Genomic DNA, 18865 nt, shown 5'->3' with positions numbered 1-18865 from the left:
GTTCAATATTTATCCTTTTCAATATGCGTTAAATAGGGTAGAATGTACCTATGAACTCGAACAAAAGGTGAAGAAGATGAATCAAAAGACTTTAAATAAATTAGAATACAACAAAATTATTGCCGTATTAGAGGAGCATGCCTCCTCCATGAGGGGAAAACAGCTCTGTCGTAAGCTGAAGCCCATGACGGATCTGGAGCGTATCAACACCTGCCAGGAACAGACAGCAGCGGCTTTTACCAGAATTATAAAAAAGGGGCGTATCTCCTTAAGCGATGCATTCCCTGTAGGTGAATCTCTTAAACGGCTGGAGATCGGAGGAACCATTGGCAGCGGAGAATTGCTGCGTATCTGCAAGCTTCTGAAAACGACTGCCCGCGCCAAGTCATACGGACGCCATGATACACAGGATGATCTGGCAGACTGTCTGGATGTATATTTTGAACAGCTGGAGCCGTTGACACCACTCACAACAGAGATTGAGCGGTGTATTCCGGGCGAAGATGAGATCAGCGATGATGCCAGCAGTACTTTAAAAAGTATCCGCCGCAGCATCGGTTCCCTGAATGACAAGGTGCACTCCACTCTGACAAACCTGGTCAACGGATCGTTGCGCACCTATCTGCAGGATCCGATTATTACCATGCGCGGCGACCGCTACTGCATCCCGGTCAAGGCCGAATACCGCAGTCAGGTCAATGGCATGATACACGATCAGTCCTCAACCGGTTCCACCTTATTTATCGAACCGATGGCTGTTGTAAAACTGAATAATGATCTGAAAGAATTGTACGCAAAGGAACAGGAAGAGATCCAGGTTATTCTCGCACGTCTGAGCGCAGACACTGCATTGTATATAGAAGAAATCCACAACAACTACAAGCTGCTGACGGATCTGGACTTTATATTTGCAAGAGGTTCACTGGCACTTTCCATGAATGCAAGCCGTCCGGTTCTGAATCAGGAAGGGCGCATCCGCATACGGGAAGGACGCCATCCGCTGCTGGATCCCAGAAAAGTAGTTCCGATCTCCGTTACACTGGGGGAAGATTTTACCCTGCTGATCATAACCGGGCCAAACACCGGCGGTAAGACAGTTTCCCTCAAAACAGTGGGGCTGTTTACACTCATGGGCCAGGCCGGCCTGCATATCCCCGCCGGAGACCGCTCAGAGCTTGCAATCTTCCGCCAGGTCTACGCAGATATCGGAGACGAACAGAGCATTGAACAGAGTCTGAGTACGTTTTCCTCCCATATGACGAACATCGTTTCCTTTCTGCAGGAAGTGGACGAGAACTCTCTGGTACTTTTTGACGAGCTGGGAGCAGGTACCGATCCTACAGAGGGCGCCGCACTGGCTATTGCGATTTTATCATACCTGCATAAACGTGGCATCCGTACCATGGCAACCACACATTACAGCGAATTGAAGGTTTATGCCCTCTCAACCCCGGGCGTAGAAAATGCCTGCTGCGAATTTGACGTGGAAAGCCTCAGGCCCACTTACCGACTGCTGCTCGGTATTCCCGGCAAGAGCAATGCATTTGCCATCTCCGGAAAGCTGGGACTGCCCGATTATATCATCGAGGATGCAAAGCAGCATCTGACAGAACAGGATGCATCGTTTGAAGATCTGCTGACCGACCTGGAGTCAGGCAAGCGCACCATTGAAAAGGAACGGGAAGCAATCGAAGCCTATAAAAGGGAAGTAGAAATCCTGAAAAACCAGGCAAAACAGAAACAGGTCAAAATTGAAGAACAGCGGGAACGCATTCTCAAAGAGGCTAATGAGAAAGCCGGAACCATTTTACGCGAGGCAAAAGAACTGGCCGATGAGACAATGAAGAATTTCCGCAAATTTGGAAAAGAAGGCATCTCCGTCGCAGAGATGGAGAAAGAACGTGAGCGCCTCCGCCAGAAGATGAAAGAGACCTCTGCCGCCGGTTCGATGGCCGTTCAAAAGCAAAAGAAAGCATATAAACCGGGTGATTTCAAACTCGGAGAATCCGTGAAAGTCCTGAGTATGAATCTCACCGGAACCGTCAGCTCACTGCCCGATTCCCGGGGCAACCTGACGGTACAGATGGGAATCCTGCGGTCACAGGTGAACATATCCGACCTGGAGATCATAGAGGAGCCGGCATCCTACAATACAAAAAGTATGAAGCGTACCTCCAAAGGGAAGCTGAAGATGAGCAAATCATTGTCTGTCAGCCCGGAAATCAATCTTCTTGGAAAGACTGTCGATGAGGCAGTTTCCGAGCTGGATAAATATCTGGATGATGCCATTCTTTCCCATTTGAGCACCGTCCGCGTTGTCCACGGGAAAGGCACCGGTGCGCTCCGCAAGGGGATCCACGAATTCCTGCGCCGGCAGAAACACGTCAAATCATACCGCCTGGGAGAATTCGGCGAAGGAGACGCCGGAGTCACAATCGTAGAACTGAAATAGCAAGGAGGCTAATCATGGTTGCAAAACAGAAAATTTTAATTGTCGATGACGACGAGAATATTGCTGAGCTTATTTCCCTTTATCTCGTAAAGGAATGCTTTGATACAAAGATTGTATATAACGGAGAAGACGCACTCTCCGCATACGAAACCTATCATCCGGGCCTGATTCTCCTGGACCTGATGCTCCCGGGAATCGACGGATATCAGGTCTGCCGTGAGATCCGCGCCAAGTCTTCCACCCCGATTATCATGCTGTCCGCAAAGGGCGAAGTATTTGATAAAGTACTTGGGCTGGAGCTGGGTGCCGATGATTATATTATGAAACCCTTTGATTCCAAGGAAATGGTGGCAAGGGTCCGCGCGGTCCTGCGCAGATATCAGCCGGTCAAACCGGAGGAACCCGCAGAAGATAAAACAAAGTGCGTGGAGTACGATGGCCTCACCATTAATCTGACCAACTATTCCGTTGTCTGTGACGGGCATCCCGTGGAGATGCCGCCCAAGGAACTGGAGCTTCTCTATTTTCTGGCCGCTTCCCCGAATCAGGTGTTCACACGGGAACAACTCCTTGACCAGATCTGGGGCTATGAATATATAGGCGACACCCGTACCGTTGATGTCCATATCAAGCGGCTGAGAGAAAAGATTAAGGATCATCCCTCCTGGGGACTCAGCACCGTCTGGGGCATTGGTTACAAGTTTGAGGTTAAATAGCAGTGTGCCGCAAAGCACCTGATACAAAAGGAAGTGCAGCATGAAAAGTACTTTGTACTTGAAGTTTATTGTCATTTATATTATTTTTGGATTCTTAAGCTTCTTTACCGTAGGAATTCTGTCCAGCCAACTCGTGCTGGACCGGCTGGAAAAGAACGATTCCCAGAATCTCTACAGACAGGCCAACCTGGTCGCCAGCGATTACCTGCCCTCATATTTTACAGGAGACTCGACCACATATGCGGTACATTCACAGCTGAACGGGATGAATCTGTATCTGAACTCCTCTCTCTGGTTTGTGGAGTCGGACGGTACTATGATCACTTCCTCCAATCTGGACAACACAAAAGCGCCGGAGGTAATCGACAATTTCGATCCGGCAGAGATTGGCAGCAATCAGTATATCACAGGTGATTATCACGGATACTTCAATGAGGATATGATTACCGTCATGGCGCCTGTAACACAGGGTTTTTATATCAAAGGGTATATTCTCATCCACAAACCTGTTTCAGCGCTCCAGGAAGTATGCAGCCAGATCATGTTGCCGATTTATATTACTGTCGCCGTAATTTTCCTGCTCTCCTTCCTGCTTCTGCTGGGCTTCCACTATTTTATCTACCGCCCGCTGCGCACGATCACGGAAGCGGCAACTCAGTATGCATCCGGCAACCTGACCTATGAGATCCCCGTCTATACCCATGACGAGATCGGCTATCTGTCCGCGTCCCTGAACTATATGTCTTCCCAACTCAAGGACATGGAGGAATATCAGAAGAAGATTGTGGCAAATGTGTCCCACGATTTCCGCTCCCCGCTGACCTCGATCAGGGGCTATGTACAGGCCATGGCGGATGGCACCATACCGCCTGAACTGCACGGTAAGTATCTTAACATCATTCTGTTTGAGACAGAGCGGCTGACCGATCTGACCAAGGACCTGCTTACATTAAATGAATTCGATACAAAAGAACTTCTCCTGGATAAAACCGGGTTCGATATCCAGGAAATGATTAAAAATACGGCGGCTTCATTTGAAGGTGCCTGTACAAACAAGAGGATATCCATTGAGCTTCTCCTGCTTCCGGGTGCACAGCCCGTATATGCAGACAGGCGCAAGATACAGCAGGTTCTTTACAACCTGATTGACAACGCCATCAAGTTCAGCGAAAATGAATCTGCCGTTACGGTTGAAGTCACTGAAAGAGGCGAAAAGGTCTTCATATCCGTGAAGGATTCGGGTCTTGGAATCCCCCGCAAGGAACTGAACAAGATCTGGGAGCGTTTTTACAAATCCGATATCTCCCGCGGCAAGGACAAAAAAGGAACCGGCCTTGGCCTTGCAATCGTAAAGGAAGCTATCCAGGCCCACGACGAGCACATCAATGTCATCAGCACGGAGGGTGTCGGAACCGAATTCATTTTTTCCCTCAGCAGGGAAGACAGCAGTAGAAATGCAGCAAAACAAACAGCCGCAAAATAGCGAGGCGCTATCCTGCGGCTGTCTCTTTATTCTTGATTAATCAATTGCTATTCATATAGCATATTCTGTATGGATTCATCTTCCATATTTTCCTGCGTAACCCAGATATATCCCGTATTTACCTCGGCTTCATTGCCGACCTCCAGAACAGTACGGGCTGCGGCTACTACGGATGCATAACCGATCCCGAAGGGATTCTGCACTACCAGGCCTTTGATCTGGCCATTCTTCAGTGCCGCCAGCTGTTCCTTACCAGCGTCAAATCCCATCAGAATGATATCATCTGACTTTTCCGCCTGATCAATTGCAGACAATGCCAGCTGGGAAGCTGTTACATTCGTCCCAAAGCAGCCCTTAATCTCCGGGTGCTTTTCCAGATAATATTTAATCACGTCCTCATCTGTCAGACTGTCCGCGGCCGCTTCCTTATCTTCTTCTTTTTTCTCCTTATTCTGCTCTTCTGCAATGGCCTTCTTCATATCGTCCATCTTATCTAAATAGAGCGTCTCTGCAATCGTGACATCCGGATGACCGCTCTCGATTTCATTCTTAAAGCTGCTCTCGCGTTCCTTACCGGTTGTTGACTTCGAATCGTGCACAAGAAGCAGTATGCTGCCTTTGCCTCCTATCTCATCACATAACTTATAAGCCCCGGTTCTCGCGGCCTCTGTGTTATCTGTTTTAATCGTGCACTGAATGCCCTGATAAGAATTGCCCGAATCCAGGGCAATAATCGGAATTCCATTCTCCGTTGCCAGGTCGAATTGAACCGTGCATGCCTCGGCGTCGATACTTGCAATCCCCAGAGCATCCGGATACCTTGCAAGCTCTTCATCCAGAATGTTAACCTGCTCGTCAATATCTTCCACTCCGCCAGGCGCATTGTAAGTCACCTTCACTTTGTCGTCCCCACTGTAGCCCAGTGCCTTATTCAAATCCTCGGCAGCCTGCTCAACGCCTCTTTTGATCTCTTTCCAATAGGAAGAACTATTGTCCTTTCCTATTATAGATATATAAGCACCCGGCTCGAGCTTCAGTCCCTCTGCGTTATCATATGCCGACGGGGAAATGGCATTCAGATTTCCCTGATATGACGGTTCCTCTGTTGTATCTCCGGTAAATGTCGGAGTATCTTCCTTCTTACTGCAAGCACAAACGGCCAATATGATGCTTAACACTGCAGTTGAGATGATTGTCCATTTTTTCTTCATATATGAGCCTCCAGATTTCATATGCTGTCTCCAGATTATTACCTATATACTATACACTAATCTTGTGAAAAAAAAAGGAATTTTTTCTTAAAAATATTTAATTTAGCAGTAATACCAAGGCTGCTGGGTCTCGAAACGTCCAGTTTCAGCGGTATCTTAAGGAATTTACACCAATTATTAAGATTTTGTTAACAAGTCAAATTCTATTCAGCAAACTGCGGGATGTCTGCCCTCACGGCTGCTGCCAGGGCTATAATGGCATGCCCTCTGCTAATAAATGCTTATTGAAAATTGTACAGGATTTAAAGCATAAAACAGCTTGTATATTTGCCCCTTTTGTATTAGAATAGGGATAGCGACAGTGGGATCGATGCTGTTGCACATTTATTTCATAAAGGAGGATACATACTATGGCACACTTTATTAATGATGAATGTGTAAGCTGTGGTTCTTGCGAAGGCGAATGCCCAGTTGGAGCAATTGCAGAAGGCGATGGCAAATACGTAATCGACGCTGATGCTTGCGTTGATTGTGGAGCATGTGAAGGAGCCTGTCCTACAGGTGCTATTCAAGCAGAATAATTCAAGTAAATAAATCGCAAAGTGATCACAACGCAAAATACCGCCTTTTGGGGCGGTATTTTTATGTATCTCATTCAGCTGCAGCAAACATGCTTTGCCGGGTGTACCTGAAGTAACATTAGTACTCCGCTTTCTCACCTTCACAAACTGATTCTTAACTTAAGAATCCCCCTTCACACCCCTTAAATTTTCTGGCATAATTTGACGAACGATTTCTGGCTTGTCCCTCCCCCTCCTATGGTATAATAACACCGAACGAAGAATATATTAAGGCACCATTTTTTAAGGAGGTATAGGTATAATATGGGTGAAGTCAGGTTTATGATTTCTGAGGCCGCCAAACAGGTTAAAGTCGAATCCCACGTACTGCGCTATTGGGAAGAAGAGCTGAATCTGGAAATCGGGCGCACAGAAATGGGGCATCGATATTATACAAAAGATGATATACAACTTTTTCGCTGTATAAAAAAACTTAAAGATGAAGGGATGCTTCTGAAAGACTTAAAACCACTCATCCCAGAACTAAGAGAAACACGTTTGAAACTTCAGAAATCTTCCGATGAGGAGACTACAAAGACCAAATCCTCTGAAAAATCAGTGAAGGCAGAAAGAAAAGAGTCCAACTCCGCAATTAAAAAGACTGTTTTCCCTACCGGCAGTCCCTCCAAAAAGGAGCCGGACAAGCAGACCGCGCCGTCAAAAGCTTCTGCAGCGTTATCGGCCGCTGCACCTGGCAGTCCAGCAGATGATAAACTTAAGACTGCAGCCCTGGCAGTAGCCCAGGCCGAAGTAATTCCTATTACTCAGTTGGAACAGGTCCGGACACTGATCGGCGATGTTCTTACAGAAGTTGTAACGATCAACAACGAATCCCTGAAAAAAGACATCAGCCAATCAGTCACAAAGGATGTCATCCGGGAGATGGATTTTCTGTTCCAGGCCAAAGAACGTCAGGAAGAAGAGCATTTCCGCAAACTGGACTGCCTCATCAGACAACAACAGGCTAACCGGCGTGAAGCAGCACGCGAGAATCCAATAGGAAAACTCAAGAAGCTGCTTACATAACAACTGAAGCAGAATATCCGTGATTACCACGATATTTTTTAAAGGGCGGGAATACAATTTTCCGCCTTTTTTACGCGGTTCTCCGGTCTGCATTTACTTGTTTTTTCCCCTTTCCATGCTATAATAGAAACAGTATACGTTCGGTTTATATACATATTCACAGCCCGGGACCACATTGTTTCGGTCACAGAATCGTTTACGTATCACGAAGCGGAAAACGGAGGGGCAGTATGAACAGAGAATCACAAAACAATGAGGAACATAAATTCAGATCTATTTCAGCTAAGCTCAACACAAGCATTACAATCATTCTGATTCCATTACTGGCTGTTTTAATTATTGTTTCATGTCTGATAGCTGTACGCTCACTTCAATCTCTGAATGACAAAGTTCTGGATGCCCAAACCGATTATGCCGTGTCCATAGTAAACGATTATTTCAGCAGTAAAAAATCTGCTGTCAGCATGTTTCAGACAAATGAGGAGCTTCAGGAATATTTCCAGGCAGTAAGCACTCCTCAGGATATCGAAGCATATCCAGGCAGATCCGAACTGGTTGGCCACCTGTCCGAGATTCTGGAGAGGATGTCCGGGGAAAATGCACAGGAGGCCTGGCTTGCAGATGTACGTACAGATCGTTTCCTGCTATCCGGAGGACGCACCGTGGAAGCCGGTCTGAAAGACATGCCCTGGTATGATAGCATCCTTTCAGAAAAGTCTGCTGTTATCAGTGAACCTTACCAGGACCCTGCCACGGATGAATCTATCATTTCCATTGTGGCTCCCGTATTCGGAGAACACTCAGATACTGTGACTGGTTTTATAGGTATCGATGTATTCATAGACAGCCTGGCAGATTCCCTGTCCCAAATACAAGTGGGAGAAAACGGTTATCTGGAATTGCTTTCCAGCAGCTCCGAGTATATTTACAGTAATGATACTTCTGTAATGGGCAAAAGTGTCACAGAGTTGGACATCAGCGAAGAATTTAAGACAAATGTACAGAATAAATATACCGGCCGCATGGAATTTGAATACAACGGCAGCCGTTATGTAACCATGTCCCGGATATCCTCTTCCACCGGATGGCTGGCTATCGCCACACTGCCGATATCAGAAGTCAACGCTCCCCGCAATCAGCTGATAATCGTGCTGGCAGTTGTGTCAGTCCTGATCATCGCCCTGCTGATCCTGGTAATCCTGCTGACGGTCCGGCGGATGATAAAACCACTTGCCGGCATCAGCACCGATATGCAGAATTTTTCCAAAGGCAGCCTGTCCATAGATGTAGATGTCCACAGTAATGATGAGATCGGCCAGCTGGCCGACAGCATCCGTTCGTCGACCCATGCCCTGAGAGAGATTATTTTCGACATTGCCCATGTTCTGAAGGAGATCTCAGACGGAAATCTCAACATTGACATAAACGGTCATTACACCGGTGATTTTGTCGCTATTTCGGAAGCACTGCAGCAGATTACCCTCTCCCTGAACGCCGCTCTCGGACAGATTAACATTGCCGCGGACCAGGTTTCCTCCGGAGCCGAACAAGTATCCTCAAGTGCGCAGGAGCTTTCCTGCGGTGCCTCCGAGCAGGCTGGTTCCGTGGAAGAACTTGCAGTCACAGTCAGCGAAATTTCCAGACATATATCACAGAATGCAGAGAATGCCATGGATGCCAGTCAGGATGCCATGACAGTCAAGAATGAGGCCGTTTCAGGCACCCGGCATATGAAGGAACTGTTAAATGCAATGGAGAATATAAACAGGAGTTCCCGTGAAATACGAAAGATCCTGAAAACCATAGAAGAGATTGCATTCCAGACCAACATCCTCTCCCTGAACGCCTCCGTCGAAGCCGCACGAGCAGGAGCGGCCGGCAAAGGCTTCGCCGTAGTAGCCGAGGAGATAAGGAATCTGGCTTCAAAAAGCGCAGAAGCATCCACAAATTCCAGCGCCCTGATAACCGATTCATTAAACGCCGCAGAGACAGGAGCAAAAATAGCCGCCGAAACCGCCCGATCCATGCAGAAGGTCATGGAAGGCGTGGACAAAGTAGCCGCATCCATCTCCAGTATATCCACTGCATCCCAGGAGCAGTCCGATTCCATCCGCCAGGTAACAAACGGAATCAACCAGATATCCGATGTCATCCAGACCAACTCCGCCACTGCCGAAGAAAGCGCAGCGGCAAGCGAAGAACTCTCCGCACAGGCGCAGCTCCTCAAAGAACTGGCGGGGCGGTTCTCGCTTCGGGAGTGATGAAGGGGGGACGCGGTCTGTGAGGCGGGGAACGACGGGAGCGGAAGCGTATGCCGGGGTGCGGGGGCTTTCCATTCACTAACTGACACTAAGAAAAAACAGCCTGATTTTATGGAACCGGAGAGATTCACTGCACAATCTTGATGATTGTGCAGCTCAGCTCTCCTTGAAATTTGTTTTGGAAAACAAATTTCATCCATAAAATCAGGCTGTTTTTTCTAAGTGTCAGTAAGCTCATTCTACGCCCCCGCACCCCGGCATACGCTTCCGCTCCCGCCGTTCCCCGCCTCACAGACCGCTGTGCGCATCCAATCGGTAGGAAAAACGAGAACCAGGGGGCCCGCAACCGGGGGGAAGTGGATCGGATTGAATCTCCATAGCGTTTTTCCTAGTATTAATACAAGTATTAATTAACAGAAGTACTTAACAAAAATAAAATCTTTGTAGGAGCAACCTCTACACCAGTCCAGTCCATTCCCATCCGCCGCTCCCGCCAAGAGCCCCACAGGTTTTCTCTCCCGACTGGGTGCACTTAGCTGAGTGAAAGCGGAGTATGGTACCTGCGGGACTTTACATGCCGTTTTAAACTCCGCACCGCCTGCGAAGAATCCGTAACAGGAAAAATGAGGAAAATGGAGGGACTAGCCGCATTTGGCCCAAAATCTGATGATTTTGATCCAAAGGCGGCTATTGGATTTGATTTTGTGAATCAAATCCAACCCTCCATTTTCCTCATTTTTCCTGTAACGGATTCTTCGCAGGCGGTGCGGAGTTTAAAACGGCATGTAAAGTCCCGCAGGTACCATACTCCGCTTTCACTCAGCGCCCCCCTACACCTCCTCCTGTCTCAACTCGTTCCCGAATCGCGTATATTGCGGCATCCATGCGAGCCTGACGGTTCCCACCGGGCCGTTTCTCTGTTTGGCTATGATGACTTCCGCGATTCCTTTATCTTCTGTATCGGGTATATAGTAATCCTCTCGATAGATGAACATACATACGTCGGCGTCCTGCTCGATGGCTCCGGATTCACGGAGGTCGGAGAGCATGGGGCGCTTGTCGGTTCTCTGTTCTACGGCACGGCTCAGCTGAGACAGCGCGATAACCGGCACGTTCAGTTCCCTGGCAAGACCTTTCAGGGAACGGGAGATCTCTGAGATCTCCTGCTGACGGCTTTCGTTGCTTTTGCCTCCGCTTCCGCTCATCAGCTGCAGGTAGTCAATGATGATCAGGTCGAGTCCCAGCTCCAGTTTGTACTTTCTGCACTTAGAACGCATTTCTGTAATTGAGATACCAGAGGTATCGTCTATAACAAGCTTGGACTTTCCGATCCTTCCGGCTCCTTCTATCAGTTTTTCCCAGTCTGTGTCCTTTAAGTTACCGGTACGCAGCAGCTGGGCATCTACATTGGATTCCAGGGAGAACAGACGGTTCACCAGCTGTTCTTTTGACATCTCCAGACTGAAGATGGCCACTCCCAGATTTTGTCTGAACGCCGCATGCTGGGCAATATTCAGTACAAAAGCAGTTTTTCCCATAGACGGTCTGGCCGCAATCAGCACCAGGTCTGAGCGCTGAAGCCCTGATAATTTGTAATCCAGATCAATAAATCCTGTGGGAATACCTGTTACACTTCCGGTTGTCTTGGATGCTTTTTCAATGACATCCAGGGCGTTGAGCACTACCTGTTTGATCGGGGTGTACTCCTGCACATTGCCCCTCTCTACCAGTTCAAATACGCCTTTTTCCGCCTTATCGAGTATCACTTCCAGCGGCTGGTTCTCCTGATAACATATGTTCGCTACTTCTTCATTGACTTTGATCAGTCTGCGCAGGGTTGACTTCTCCTGTACGATCTCTGCATAAAATTTTACATTGGCAGAGGTCTGAACGCTGGCAATCAAGTCCCTTGCAAACTCCAAACTGCTGATCTCAGGAGGCACGTCTTTTTCTTTCAGGTGCTCCTGCAGCGTAATCAAGTCCACCGGTTTCCCTGCCTGAAACAGCTCTACCATAGAGTCAAACAAAATGCCGTAAGCGGTCTGATAAAAATCCTCTCCCGTGATGATCTCGGACGCTGACATGATTGCATCCTTATTCATCAGCATAGCTCCCACAACAGCCTGCTCTGCTTCTGCGCTGTGAGGGAGTATTCTCTTAATCGCTGCTTCCATTTCCATAAAGCAAGTCCCCTTATGCCTCTTCTACGACAACTACTTTTAATTCAGCTGTCACTTCCGGATGTAATTTTATCGGAACATTGTGTGTTCCAAGCATTTTAATCGTTTCTTTCAGCTGGATCTTCTTTTTGTCTACATCCAGCCCCATCTGATCTTTTACAGCTACCGCGATTTCCTTGCTGGATACAGAGCCGAATGTTCTTCCGCCCTCTCCCACTTTTATTGCAAGTTCTATCTTGCCGCCTGCGAGCTGTGCAGCCAGTTGTTTTGCCGCATCCAGATGATCCTGTGCAATCTTCTCTTCCTTCTTCTTCTGAAGGCGCAGATCATTCATATTCTTATTATTTGCCTCAAGCCCCAGCTTTTTAGGCAGAATAAAGTTTCTTGCGTACCCGTCATTTACATTAACGATTTCACCTTTTTTTCCGAGAGATTTTACATCCTGCAATAATATTACTTTCATTTAGATATCTCCTTCCTCTATCATCTGATCAATTGTTTCTTTCAGTTTCCTGATTGCATCAAACATGTTGGTATGGTCAAACTGTGCTCCGGCCGAATTGATATGGCCGCCGCCGCCCAGTTTTTCAGCAATGATCTGCACGTTCACTTCGTCTATGGAGCGGGCGCTCAGATAGATCCTGCCTTCATATACAGTCAGCACAAAAGATGCCTTGATTCCACTGATATCCAGCAGTTCGTTCGCAGCCTGGGCCGCCAGAACAGTTGGACTGTCAATGTTGCCCGGGCACTGTGCGATCGCATATTCTTCTCTGTATACTTCCGCCATGCGCACTGCTTCTGCTTTAGCACGGTAAGATTCCATATCATCACGGAACATCTTTCTGACTCTTGTAATGTCTGCACCGCATCTTCTCAAAAATGCAGCTGCTTCAAAAGTCCGGACACCGGTCCGGTTCATAAAGTTGCGCGTGTCGATCATGATTCCCGCATACAGGCAGTCCGCCTCAACGGACGGAAACTTAATATCATCTACAATATACTGCAGCACTTCCGCCACCATCTCGCTGGTGGACGAGGAATACGGCTCTACATAGGAAAGCACAGCATTCTCAATCACATTACTGCTCTGCCTGTGGTGGTCAAGTACAGCTATGGTACGGGACCGCTTTAAAAGTTCAGGGCATTCCGTCATCTGTGGCTTATTCGTATCTACTACAATTACCATGGTGCTGTCTGTGATATAATCCAGCGCCTGCTCTGAATTCAGGAATATGTCCTTGCCGTAGGCCGGACTTTCTGCAATCTCATCGTAAAGAGGACGCACAGAAGTGGTCACCTCGTTGATGACTACGTGAGCTTTCTTCTCCAGCTCCACCGCCGCCCGGTAGATCCCCATACAGGCTCCCAGTGAATCGGCATCCGCTATCTTATGACCCATAACGATAACCTGGTCTTTTGCTACAATAAATTCACGCAGGGCTTCCGCCTTAACGCGCGCCTTAACACGGGTATTCTTCGCTGTCTGTTCCTTCTTGCCTCCGAAATATGTAATTCCTTTGCAATCCTTGATGACAGCCTGATCTCCGCCCCGTGCAAGGGCCAGGTCAATGGCCACACGCGCAAAGTTATAGCTCTGGGCATAGGTTGAAGTATTCAGCCCCAGACCGATACTCAGAGTTGCAGAACGGGCATTCCCGATATTCACCTGCTTTACCTCTTCCAGAAGGGAAAACTTATCCGCCTCAATTGTACGGTAACTTTCCTTTTTAATTGCGATAAAGTACTTGTCCTTCTCCAGCTTCTTAACAATACCGTCCGCATCACCGATATATTTGTTAATCTTCCGGTCGATCAGTGCAACCAGCAGGGACTGGCGGACTTCCTCCACGCTTTCCATCACTTCGTCATAATTATCGATGTAAATCAGGCCGGCGATCAGTCTCTGATCCTCGATCTCTTTAATATACGAATTCAGCTCTGTTACATCTTTCATATATACTGCTATAAAAAATTCCTTCTCCCGCGGAATCTGAAGCAGCTGTTCCGCTTCACTGAATCCTTCCAGAGAAACCCGGCGCAGTACGACCTGATAATCCCGGTCTTTATATGTGACCTCAAGCTCTACATGGTCATTGTCATCCTTTGGAAAAACCCCGTTATTAAGTTCGGGAATCAGCTTATTCAAATACGATTCCCTCTTCTGGCCTTCCATCATATCGGAAAAGCTGTCATTTTTCCATAATATACGCCCATCCTCCAGTGTGATCGCGTATGGGACTGCCAATTCTTTTAACAGCGTATTCTGGATCCCCCTATACTGGGTAGAAAACTGAATCAGATCCGCCAGAATTAACGACCGGTTGTAAAAATACAATAACCCGACAATCACTACATAGATTACGATAAAGACAGACATCATTAGTCCCGCCCGTTTGTCAATCATATACATCCAGACATTCATGGCAAGCAGCAGCACCGTCATAATCAGCGGCCACTGCATGTACATTCTGAGCTGTCCCTTCAATCGCATATTCTTTTTACTCATGCTTTTCTTCCTCATATAACCTTCTAAACAAGTTGCTTTAAACCTCTCTGCCAATGTTTCTAGTATAGCACTTTTTTGCCTATTATTCTACTTTTAGTTTTCATTCCCAGTATTCTCTTTCCTCAGCCTCAGATCACCGGAATCGTTGTCCACAGAAAAACCTTTATTGGCCAGGCGTCCGTATACATTATTCCGAAGCAGAGTATAGAGCACGGACACAACCGGGATAAACACCAGCATACCTACAACGCCCATCAGGCTGCCCCCGATACTGACCGCCGCCAGCACCCAGATGGATGGAAGCCCCACAGAACTGCCCACAACTTTCGGATAGATCAGATTCCCTTCGATCTGCTGAAGTACAAGGAACATGATGACAAACATGAGGGCCTTCATCGGTGCAACCATCAGGATCAGAAACGCTCCTACAAAGCACCCGATAAATGCGCCAAAAATCGGTATCAGCGCTGTAAATGCGATTAAAACCCCCACCAACAGGGCATAAGGCAAACGGAATACAGACATCGCTATGACAAACATGGTTCCCAGAATCACGGCCTCCACACACTGCCCGGTCAGAAAGCTGGAAAAAGTTTTATAGGTCAGTGAACATACGTCCAGTACCTTTTTCACAAGATCTTTCTTCATATATGCATACATGATCTTGCGGATCTGAATATTCAGCCGTTCCTTCTGAAGCAGAATATAGCAGGCAAATACAAAGGCAATCACAAAAGTAGTCACCCCGCTCACTATACTCTTTGCAACAGTAAATGTAGAGCCCAGGACACTGCCTGCTCCATTCTTAAAGAATTCCATAATGCCGTTGAGCAGTTTATCCCAGTCAATCTGGACATCATTCACCAATGACACAATTTCTTTGTTATTATCAAACAGCTCTTCCACCCAGTGCTGCATCTTCGGCACAAAATCCTGAATGGTGGTCCCCAGAGAAATCACCGTGCTTCCCAACTTTGGGACCACAACAAAAATAACAAGGGATATCACACCCAGCACAAACAATATGGTAAGTACAAGACTCAGCGGTCTGGCCAGCCTCTGTACCCACACTTTCCCTTTCTTATTATAAAACAAAGTTTTCTCCAGAAAATGCATGGGAACATTTAGGATAAAAGCAATTGCGCCGCCCAGCAGAAAAGGAAATACAATTCTCAGCACAAACGCCAGTGCATCCAAAACCAGACTGTACTTCCACAGAACAATCAGCACCACAATTGTAAACAAAATCAGGCCCCTGATCTTCTTCAAATTCTCTTTGTCCAAATTCATAAAATACCTGCCTTTTTCATTCATTAATCAAATTGTAACCACTTATCCCCCATTCTAACATATATAGTGGGAAATGTGAAGGGCGCTGATGCTGTGCTATGCAGTCACAGCACAGCATCAGCGCCACAACGAAAACCAGTCAATGAGCCTTCCCAAAACCGAAACTATAAAGAGAGGAGATGCAATATACATCCCCTCTCTTTTTCCTTTTCCGGTAGTTAATATCAATTTGCCCGTGCCACTTTGTTAAATAGAAAATTATGACATTGAATTCCGAATCACAGGTTTGCCGCAGACTGTCTCCGGCATCTCCCGTTTTTAACTAACTTTAAACTTGAATTTCTGTATCTCCTTTTCGCTGGACACCTTTTCTATCATCCCGCCCAGCCCGCGGAGCTTTTCTTCAAACCTTTCATATCCTCTCTGGATATAAACGATATCATCAATAATCGTAATTCCATCTGTCGCCAGGCCTGCAATACACAAAGCTGCTCCTGCACGCAGATCCGGAGCGCTTACCCGTGCACCGGAAAACTTCTCCACGCCTTCGATAGTCGCGGAATTACCTTCTACTTTAATCACAGCACCCATTCTGGCCAGCTCATCCAGATATTTAAAACGATTCTCGAAAATACTTTCTGTAATCGTACTTGTTCCCTTCGCCAGCGCAAGAGTTACACCGATCTGAGGCTGCATATCCGTGGGATATCCCGGATAAGGAAGTGTCTTAACCTGTGTGGAACAAAGCCGGCTTTTCGCCACGACACGCACTGCATCGTCAAACTCTTCTACCTCGCATCCAATATCCACCAGTTTAGAAATTGTTGCATCCAAATGCTTCGGAATAACATTCAAAACCGTAACATCTCCTAAGGTTGCTGCCGCTGCAAACATAAACGTTCCTGCTTCAATCTGGTCAGGAATGATGGAATATTCCGTCTTGTGAAGAGATTTCACACCACGGATCTTAATCACATCAGTTCCAGCGCCCTTAATATTGGCACCCATACTGTTCAGAAAGTTTGCCACATCTACGACATGCGGTTCTTTTGCTACATTTTCCATAATCGTCAGTCCGTCTGCCATGGCAGCCGCCATCATTACATTGATCGTAGCTCCTACTGTTACTACGTCAAAATAAAGATGCGTTCCCCTCAGAACTTCTGCTTCCGCCACAATCTTACCGTGCTCTATATCCACGTCAGCACCCAGGGCACGGAACCCCTTCAAATGCTGGTCTATAGGACGGCTGCCGATATTGCATCCGCCCGGAAGTGCCACTTCCGCTCTTTTATATTTGCCAAGCAGAGCGCCTAACAAATAGTAGGAGGCTCTGATTTTCTTTATATAATCATATTCGATATTAAAGTCGCCGATCGTGCTTCCGTTTATCTTTACTGTATGCCGGTCCATTCGCTGCACCGTAGCGCCAATTCCTGCTATGGCCTCCAGCATCACATTGATATCATTTACATCCGGCAGATTGTCAATCAGGACAGTCTCGTCCGTCATAATCGCTGCTGCCAGAATAGCAAGTGCTGCATTCTTGGCTCCGCCTATCTCAACTTCCCCTACAAGCGGACTGCCACCTTTAATAATATATTGATCCATATTGCACCTCGATTATCCGATATTGTTATCGTGATCCCTTATCATTATTCCCCTGTTACTTCTTCTAGTCCAATTTTCAATATGCTAAGACATTATACCATAAAATGAAAATTTGTAAAATCATTTTTTCCCGTACTTCTGTCAATCTTTACTATTCACAGTCAAGCCAGTGAACAGTAACGCCGCCTGACCATTTAAATCCGCCTTCGGCGTAGACCAGGCTATTGGCCGTTTTTCGTTATGGCTCCAATGCTGTGCAGTGAATACACAGCACGGCCTGAACAGTAACCACAAATTTTCTTATCTCCCAGGATTTTCCACAGCATTCAGCACATTTTCTATTGTCTGTTCAATCCGGCATCCATCTTCAGAAATGGTAATATCCGCATACTGTTCAAACAGTTTCGTCCGCTCATGATACAGGTCACGGAATGTCTGCCCCTCTTTAAGCACAACACCCCGTTTTTTTGGACTTCGAATCCTTCTTTTTATTGTTTGATAAGAAGCTTTCAAATATACAACCGTTCCGATTTCTTTAAAATGCTGCATCGCCTCCTCACAGTACACAACACTGCCACCCGGAGCAATCACCGCATTTTTCACATTCAAATCCCGGTTGACCTGGTTTTCAATTTTCAGGAATCCGTCTTCTCCAACATCCGCAATAATCTCCCTCAGGAGCCGCCCTTCCTGCTCTTGAATCAGCAGATCTGTATCAACAAACTGCATGCCCAGCCTTTTGGCCACTACGACTCCAACTGTACTCTTTCCGACTGCCGGCATGCCTATAAAAATAAGATTTTTTTTCATAAGTATATCCACCTTGTTTTATCCTGACTTAAACTTTGATCTGCAGCTCTGCTGCAGACCCGCCCGCAGGGCATGTATTACAGGATGCCCTTGGGTAAACCTTGTTCTGCAGACTTTCCCGCAGAACATATGTTTTATAATTACCATGGGCTTATACTGCATTTTGCGATATTATATCATATTTTTTTTAATTAGTAAAATTTACGCCTGCACCGCCTATTATCGCATCTGCGTTTATACAATTCCTGATACAGCATTATCTCTACCATATCACGCAGCCAGTTCTGCCCCCCATTTCCAAAAGACGGGCGGTCCTGCCTTGATGGACGGTCTTCGTCCGAACGGCGGTCTGACCTGAATGGACGGTCTTCGTCCGAACGGCGGTCCGGCCTGAATGGACGGTCTTCGTCCGAACGGCGGTCTGGCCTGAATGGACGGTCTTCGTCCAAACGGCGGTCTGATCTGAATGGACGGTCTTCGTCCGAACGGCGGTCTGGCCTGAATGAACGGTCTTCGTCTAAACGGCGGTCTGGCATGAATGGACGGTCTTCGTCTAAACGGCGGTCTGGCATGAATGGACGGTCTTCGTCCGAACGGCGGTCCGGCCTGAATGGACGGTCTTCGTCCAAACGGCGTCTGGCATGAATGGACGTCTTCGTCCGGACGGAGTCTGACCTTGACGGACGGTCATCCTGC

13 protein-coding genes and 1 pseudogene are annotated in these 18865 nt (G+C 47.1%); 6 read left to right on the top strand and 8 right to left on the bottom strand.

Features of this window, described 5'->3' with window-relative positions; genetic code table 11:
- Positions 1-76 precede the first annotated feature (76 nt).
- Genes HMPREF0240_RS18440 through HMPREF0240_RS18430 form a run of 3 tightly spaced genes read left to right on the top strand, consistent with a single transcriptional unit; the run spans position 77 to position 4651 of the window.
- Positions 77-2452, top strand: a complete 2376-nt coding sequence (locus HMPREF0240_RS18440; protein WP_009004935.1) for an endonuclease MutS2 — start codon at positions 77-79, stop codon at positions 2450-2452.
- A 14-nt stretch (positions 2453-2466) separates the two neighbouring features.
- A complete protein-coding gene (locus tag HMPREF0240_RS18435) occupies positions 2467-3168 on the top strand; it encodes a response regulator transcription factor (protein WP_009004934.1) in 702 nt (233 codons plus the stop codon).
- 40 nt (positions 3169-3208) lie between these two features.
- Complete coding sequence (locus HMPREF0240_RS18430; RefSeq protein ID WP_009004933.1) at positions 3209-4651, top strand: HAMP domain-containing sensor histidine kinase; 1443 nt, start codon at positions 3209-3211, stop codon at positions 4649-4651.
- Between the two features lie 47 nt (positions 4652-4698).
- On the opposite strand, the gene HMPREF0240_RS18425 is transcribed toward HMPREF0240_RS18430, so the two are convergent.
- Positions 4699-5862, bottom strand: coding sequence for a substrate-binding domain-containing protein (locus tag HMPREF0240_RS18425; protein WP_009004932.1), 1164 nt, complete (start codon positions 5860-5862; stop codon positions 4699-4701).
- Between the two features lie 410 nt (positions 5863-6272).
- On the opposite strand from HMPREF0240_RS18425, the gene HMPREF0240_RS18420 reads away from it, so the two are divergent.
- From HMPREF0240_RS18420 to HMPREF0240_RS18410, 3 genes are all read left to right on the top strand, one after another.
- Complete coding sequence (locus HMPREF0240_RS18420) at positions 6273-6443, top strand: 4Fe-4S binding protein (RefSeq protein WP_009004931.1); 171 nt, start codon at positions 6273-6275, stop codon at positions 6441-6443.
- A 303-nt stretch (positions 6444-6746) separates the two neighbouring features.
- Positions 6747-7508: a helix-turn-helix domain-containing protein gene (locus tag HMPREF0240_RS18415; RefSeq protein ID WP_009004930.1), complete on the top strand. Its 762-nt coding sequence runs from the start codon at positions 6747-6749 to the stop codon at positions 7506-7508.
- A 230-nt stretch (positions 7509-7738) separates the two neighbouring features.
- Complete coding sequence (locus HMPREF0240_RS18410) at positions 7739-9769, top strand: methyl-accepting chemotaxis protein (protein ID WP_009004929.1); 2031 nt, start codon at positions 7739-7741, stop codon at positions 9767-9769.
- 830 nt (positions 9770-10599) lie between these two features.
- On the opposite strand, the gene dnaB is transcribed toward HMPREF0240_RS18410, so the two are convergent.
- The 7 genes and pseudogenes from dnaB to HMPREF0240_RS18375 all read right to left on the bottom strand — a co-directional run.
- A complete protein-coding gene (gene dnaB, locus HMPREF0240_RS18405) occupies positions 10600-11949 on the bottom strand; it encodes a replicative DNA helicase (RefSeq protein ID WP_009004928.1) in 1350 nt (449 codons plus the stop codon).
- Between the two features lie 13 nt (positions 11950-11962).
- A complete protein-coding gene (gene rplI, locus HMPREF0240_RS18400; protein ID WP_009004927.1) occupies positions 11963-12412 on the bottom strand; it encodes a 50S ribosomal protein L9 in 450 nt (149 codons plus the stop codon).
- Positions 12413-14458, bottom strand: a complete 2046-nt coding sequence (locus HMPREF0240_RS18395; RefSeq protein ID WP_009004926.1) for a DHH family phosphoesterase — start codon at positions 14456-14458, stop codon at positions 12413-12415.
- A gap of 93 nt (positions 14459-14551) precedes the next feature.
- A complete protein-coding gene (locus HMPREF0240_RS18390) occupies positions 14552-15748 on the bottom strand; it encodes an AI-2E family transporter (protein ID WP_009004925.1) in 1197 nt (398 codons plus the stop codon).
- Positions 15749-16066: 318 nt separating this feature from the next.
- The gene (locus HMPREF0240_RS18385; protein ID WP_009004924.1) at positions 16067-17359 is read right to left on the bottom strand and encodes a UDP-N-acetylglucosamine 1-carboxyvinyltransferase; all 1293 of its coding nucleotides are present in this window, start codon (positions 17357-17359) and stop codon (positions 16067-16069) included.
- Between the two features lie 300 nt (positions 17360-17659).
- Positions 17660-18169: a shikimate kinase gene (locus tag HMPREF0240_RS18380; RefSeq protein WP_009004923.1), complete on the bottom strand. Its 510-nt coding sequence runs from the start codon at positions 18167-18169 to the stop codon at positions 17660-17662.
- 191 nt (positions 18170-18360) lie between these two features.
- Positions 18361-18865, bottom strand: a pseudogene (locus tag HMPREF0240_RS18375) (hypothetical protein); the annotation flags it as partial.

The sequence above is a fragment of the Clostridium sp. D5 genome (genome assembly GCF_000190355.1).
GTDB classification, from domain to species: domain Bacteria; phylum Bacillota; class Clostridia; order Lachnospirales; family Lachnospiraceae; genus Faecalicatena; species Faecalicatena fissicatena_A.
The sequence above is the reverse complement of the archived record's forward strand: the minus strand, read 5'-3'. Positions and strand labels throughout refer to the sequence as shown.

Coding starts and splice junctions, on each gene's coding strand:
- HMPREF0240_RS18440 (WP_009004935.1), top strand. CDS start 77: ATGAATCAAAAGACTTTAAATAAATTAGAATACAACAAAATTATTGCC.
- HMPREF0240_RS18435 (WP_009004934.1), top strand. CDS start 2,467: ATGGTTGCAAAACAGAAAATTTTAATTGTCGATGACGACGAGAATATT.
- HMPREF0240_RS18430 (WP_009004933.1), top strand. CDS start 3,209: ATGAAAAGTACTTTGTACTTGAAGTTTATTGTCATTTATATTATTTTT.
- HMPREF0240_RS18425 (WP_009004932.1), bottom strand. CDS start 5,862: ATGAAGAAAAAATGGACAATCATCTCAACTGCAGTGTTAAGCATCATA.
- HMPREF0240_RS18420 (WP_009004931.1), top strand. CDS start 6,273: ATGGCACACTTTATTAATGATGAATGTGTAAGCTGTGGTTCTTGCGAA.
- HMPREF0240_RS18415 (WP_009004930.1), top strand. CDS start 6,747: ATGGGTGAAGTCAGGTTTATGATTTCTGAGGCCGCCAAACAGGTTAAA.
- HMPREF0240_RS18410 (WP_009004929.1), top strand. CDS start 7,739: ATGAACAGAGAATCACAAAACAATGAGGAACATAAATTCAGATCTATT.
- dnaB (WP_009004928.1), bottom strand. CDS start 11,949: ATGGAAATGGAAGCAGCGATTAAGAGAATACTCCCTCACAGCGCAGAA.
- rplI (WP_009004927.1), bottom strand. CDS start 12,412: ATGAAAGTAATATTATTGCAGGATGTAAAATCTCTCGGAAAAAAAGGT.
- HMPREF0240_RS18395 (WP_009004926.1), bottom strand. CDS start 14,458: ATGAGTAAAAAGAATATGCGATTGAAGGGACAGCTCAGAATGTACATG.
- HMPREF0240_RS18390 (WP_009004925.1), bottom strand. CDS start 15,748: ATGAATTTGGACAAAGAGAATTTGAAGAAGATCAGGGGCCTGATTTTG.
- HMPREF0240_RS18385 (WP_009004924.1), bottom strand. CDS start 17,359: ATGGATCAATATATTATTAAAGGTGGCAGTCCGCTTGTAGGGGAAGTT.
- HMPREF0240_RS18380 (WP_009004923.1), bottom strand. CDS start 18,169: ATGAAAAAAAATCTTATTTTTATAGGCATGCCGGCAGTCGGAAAGAGT.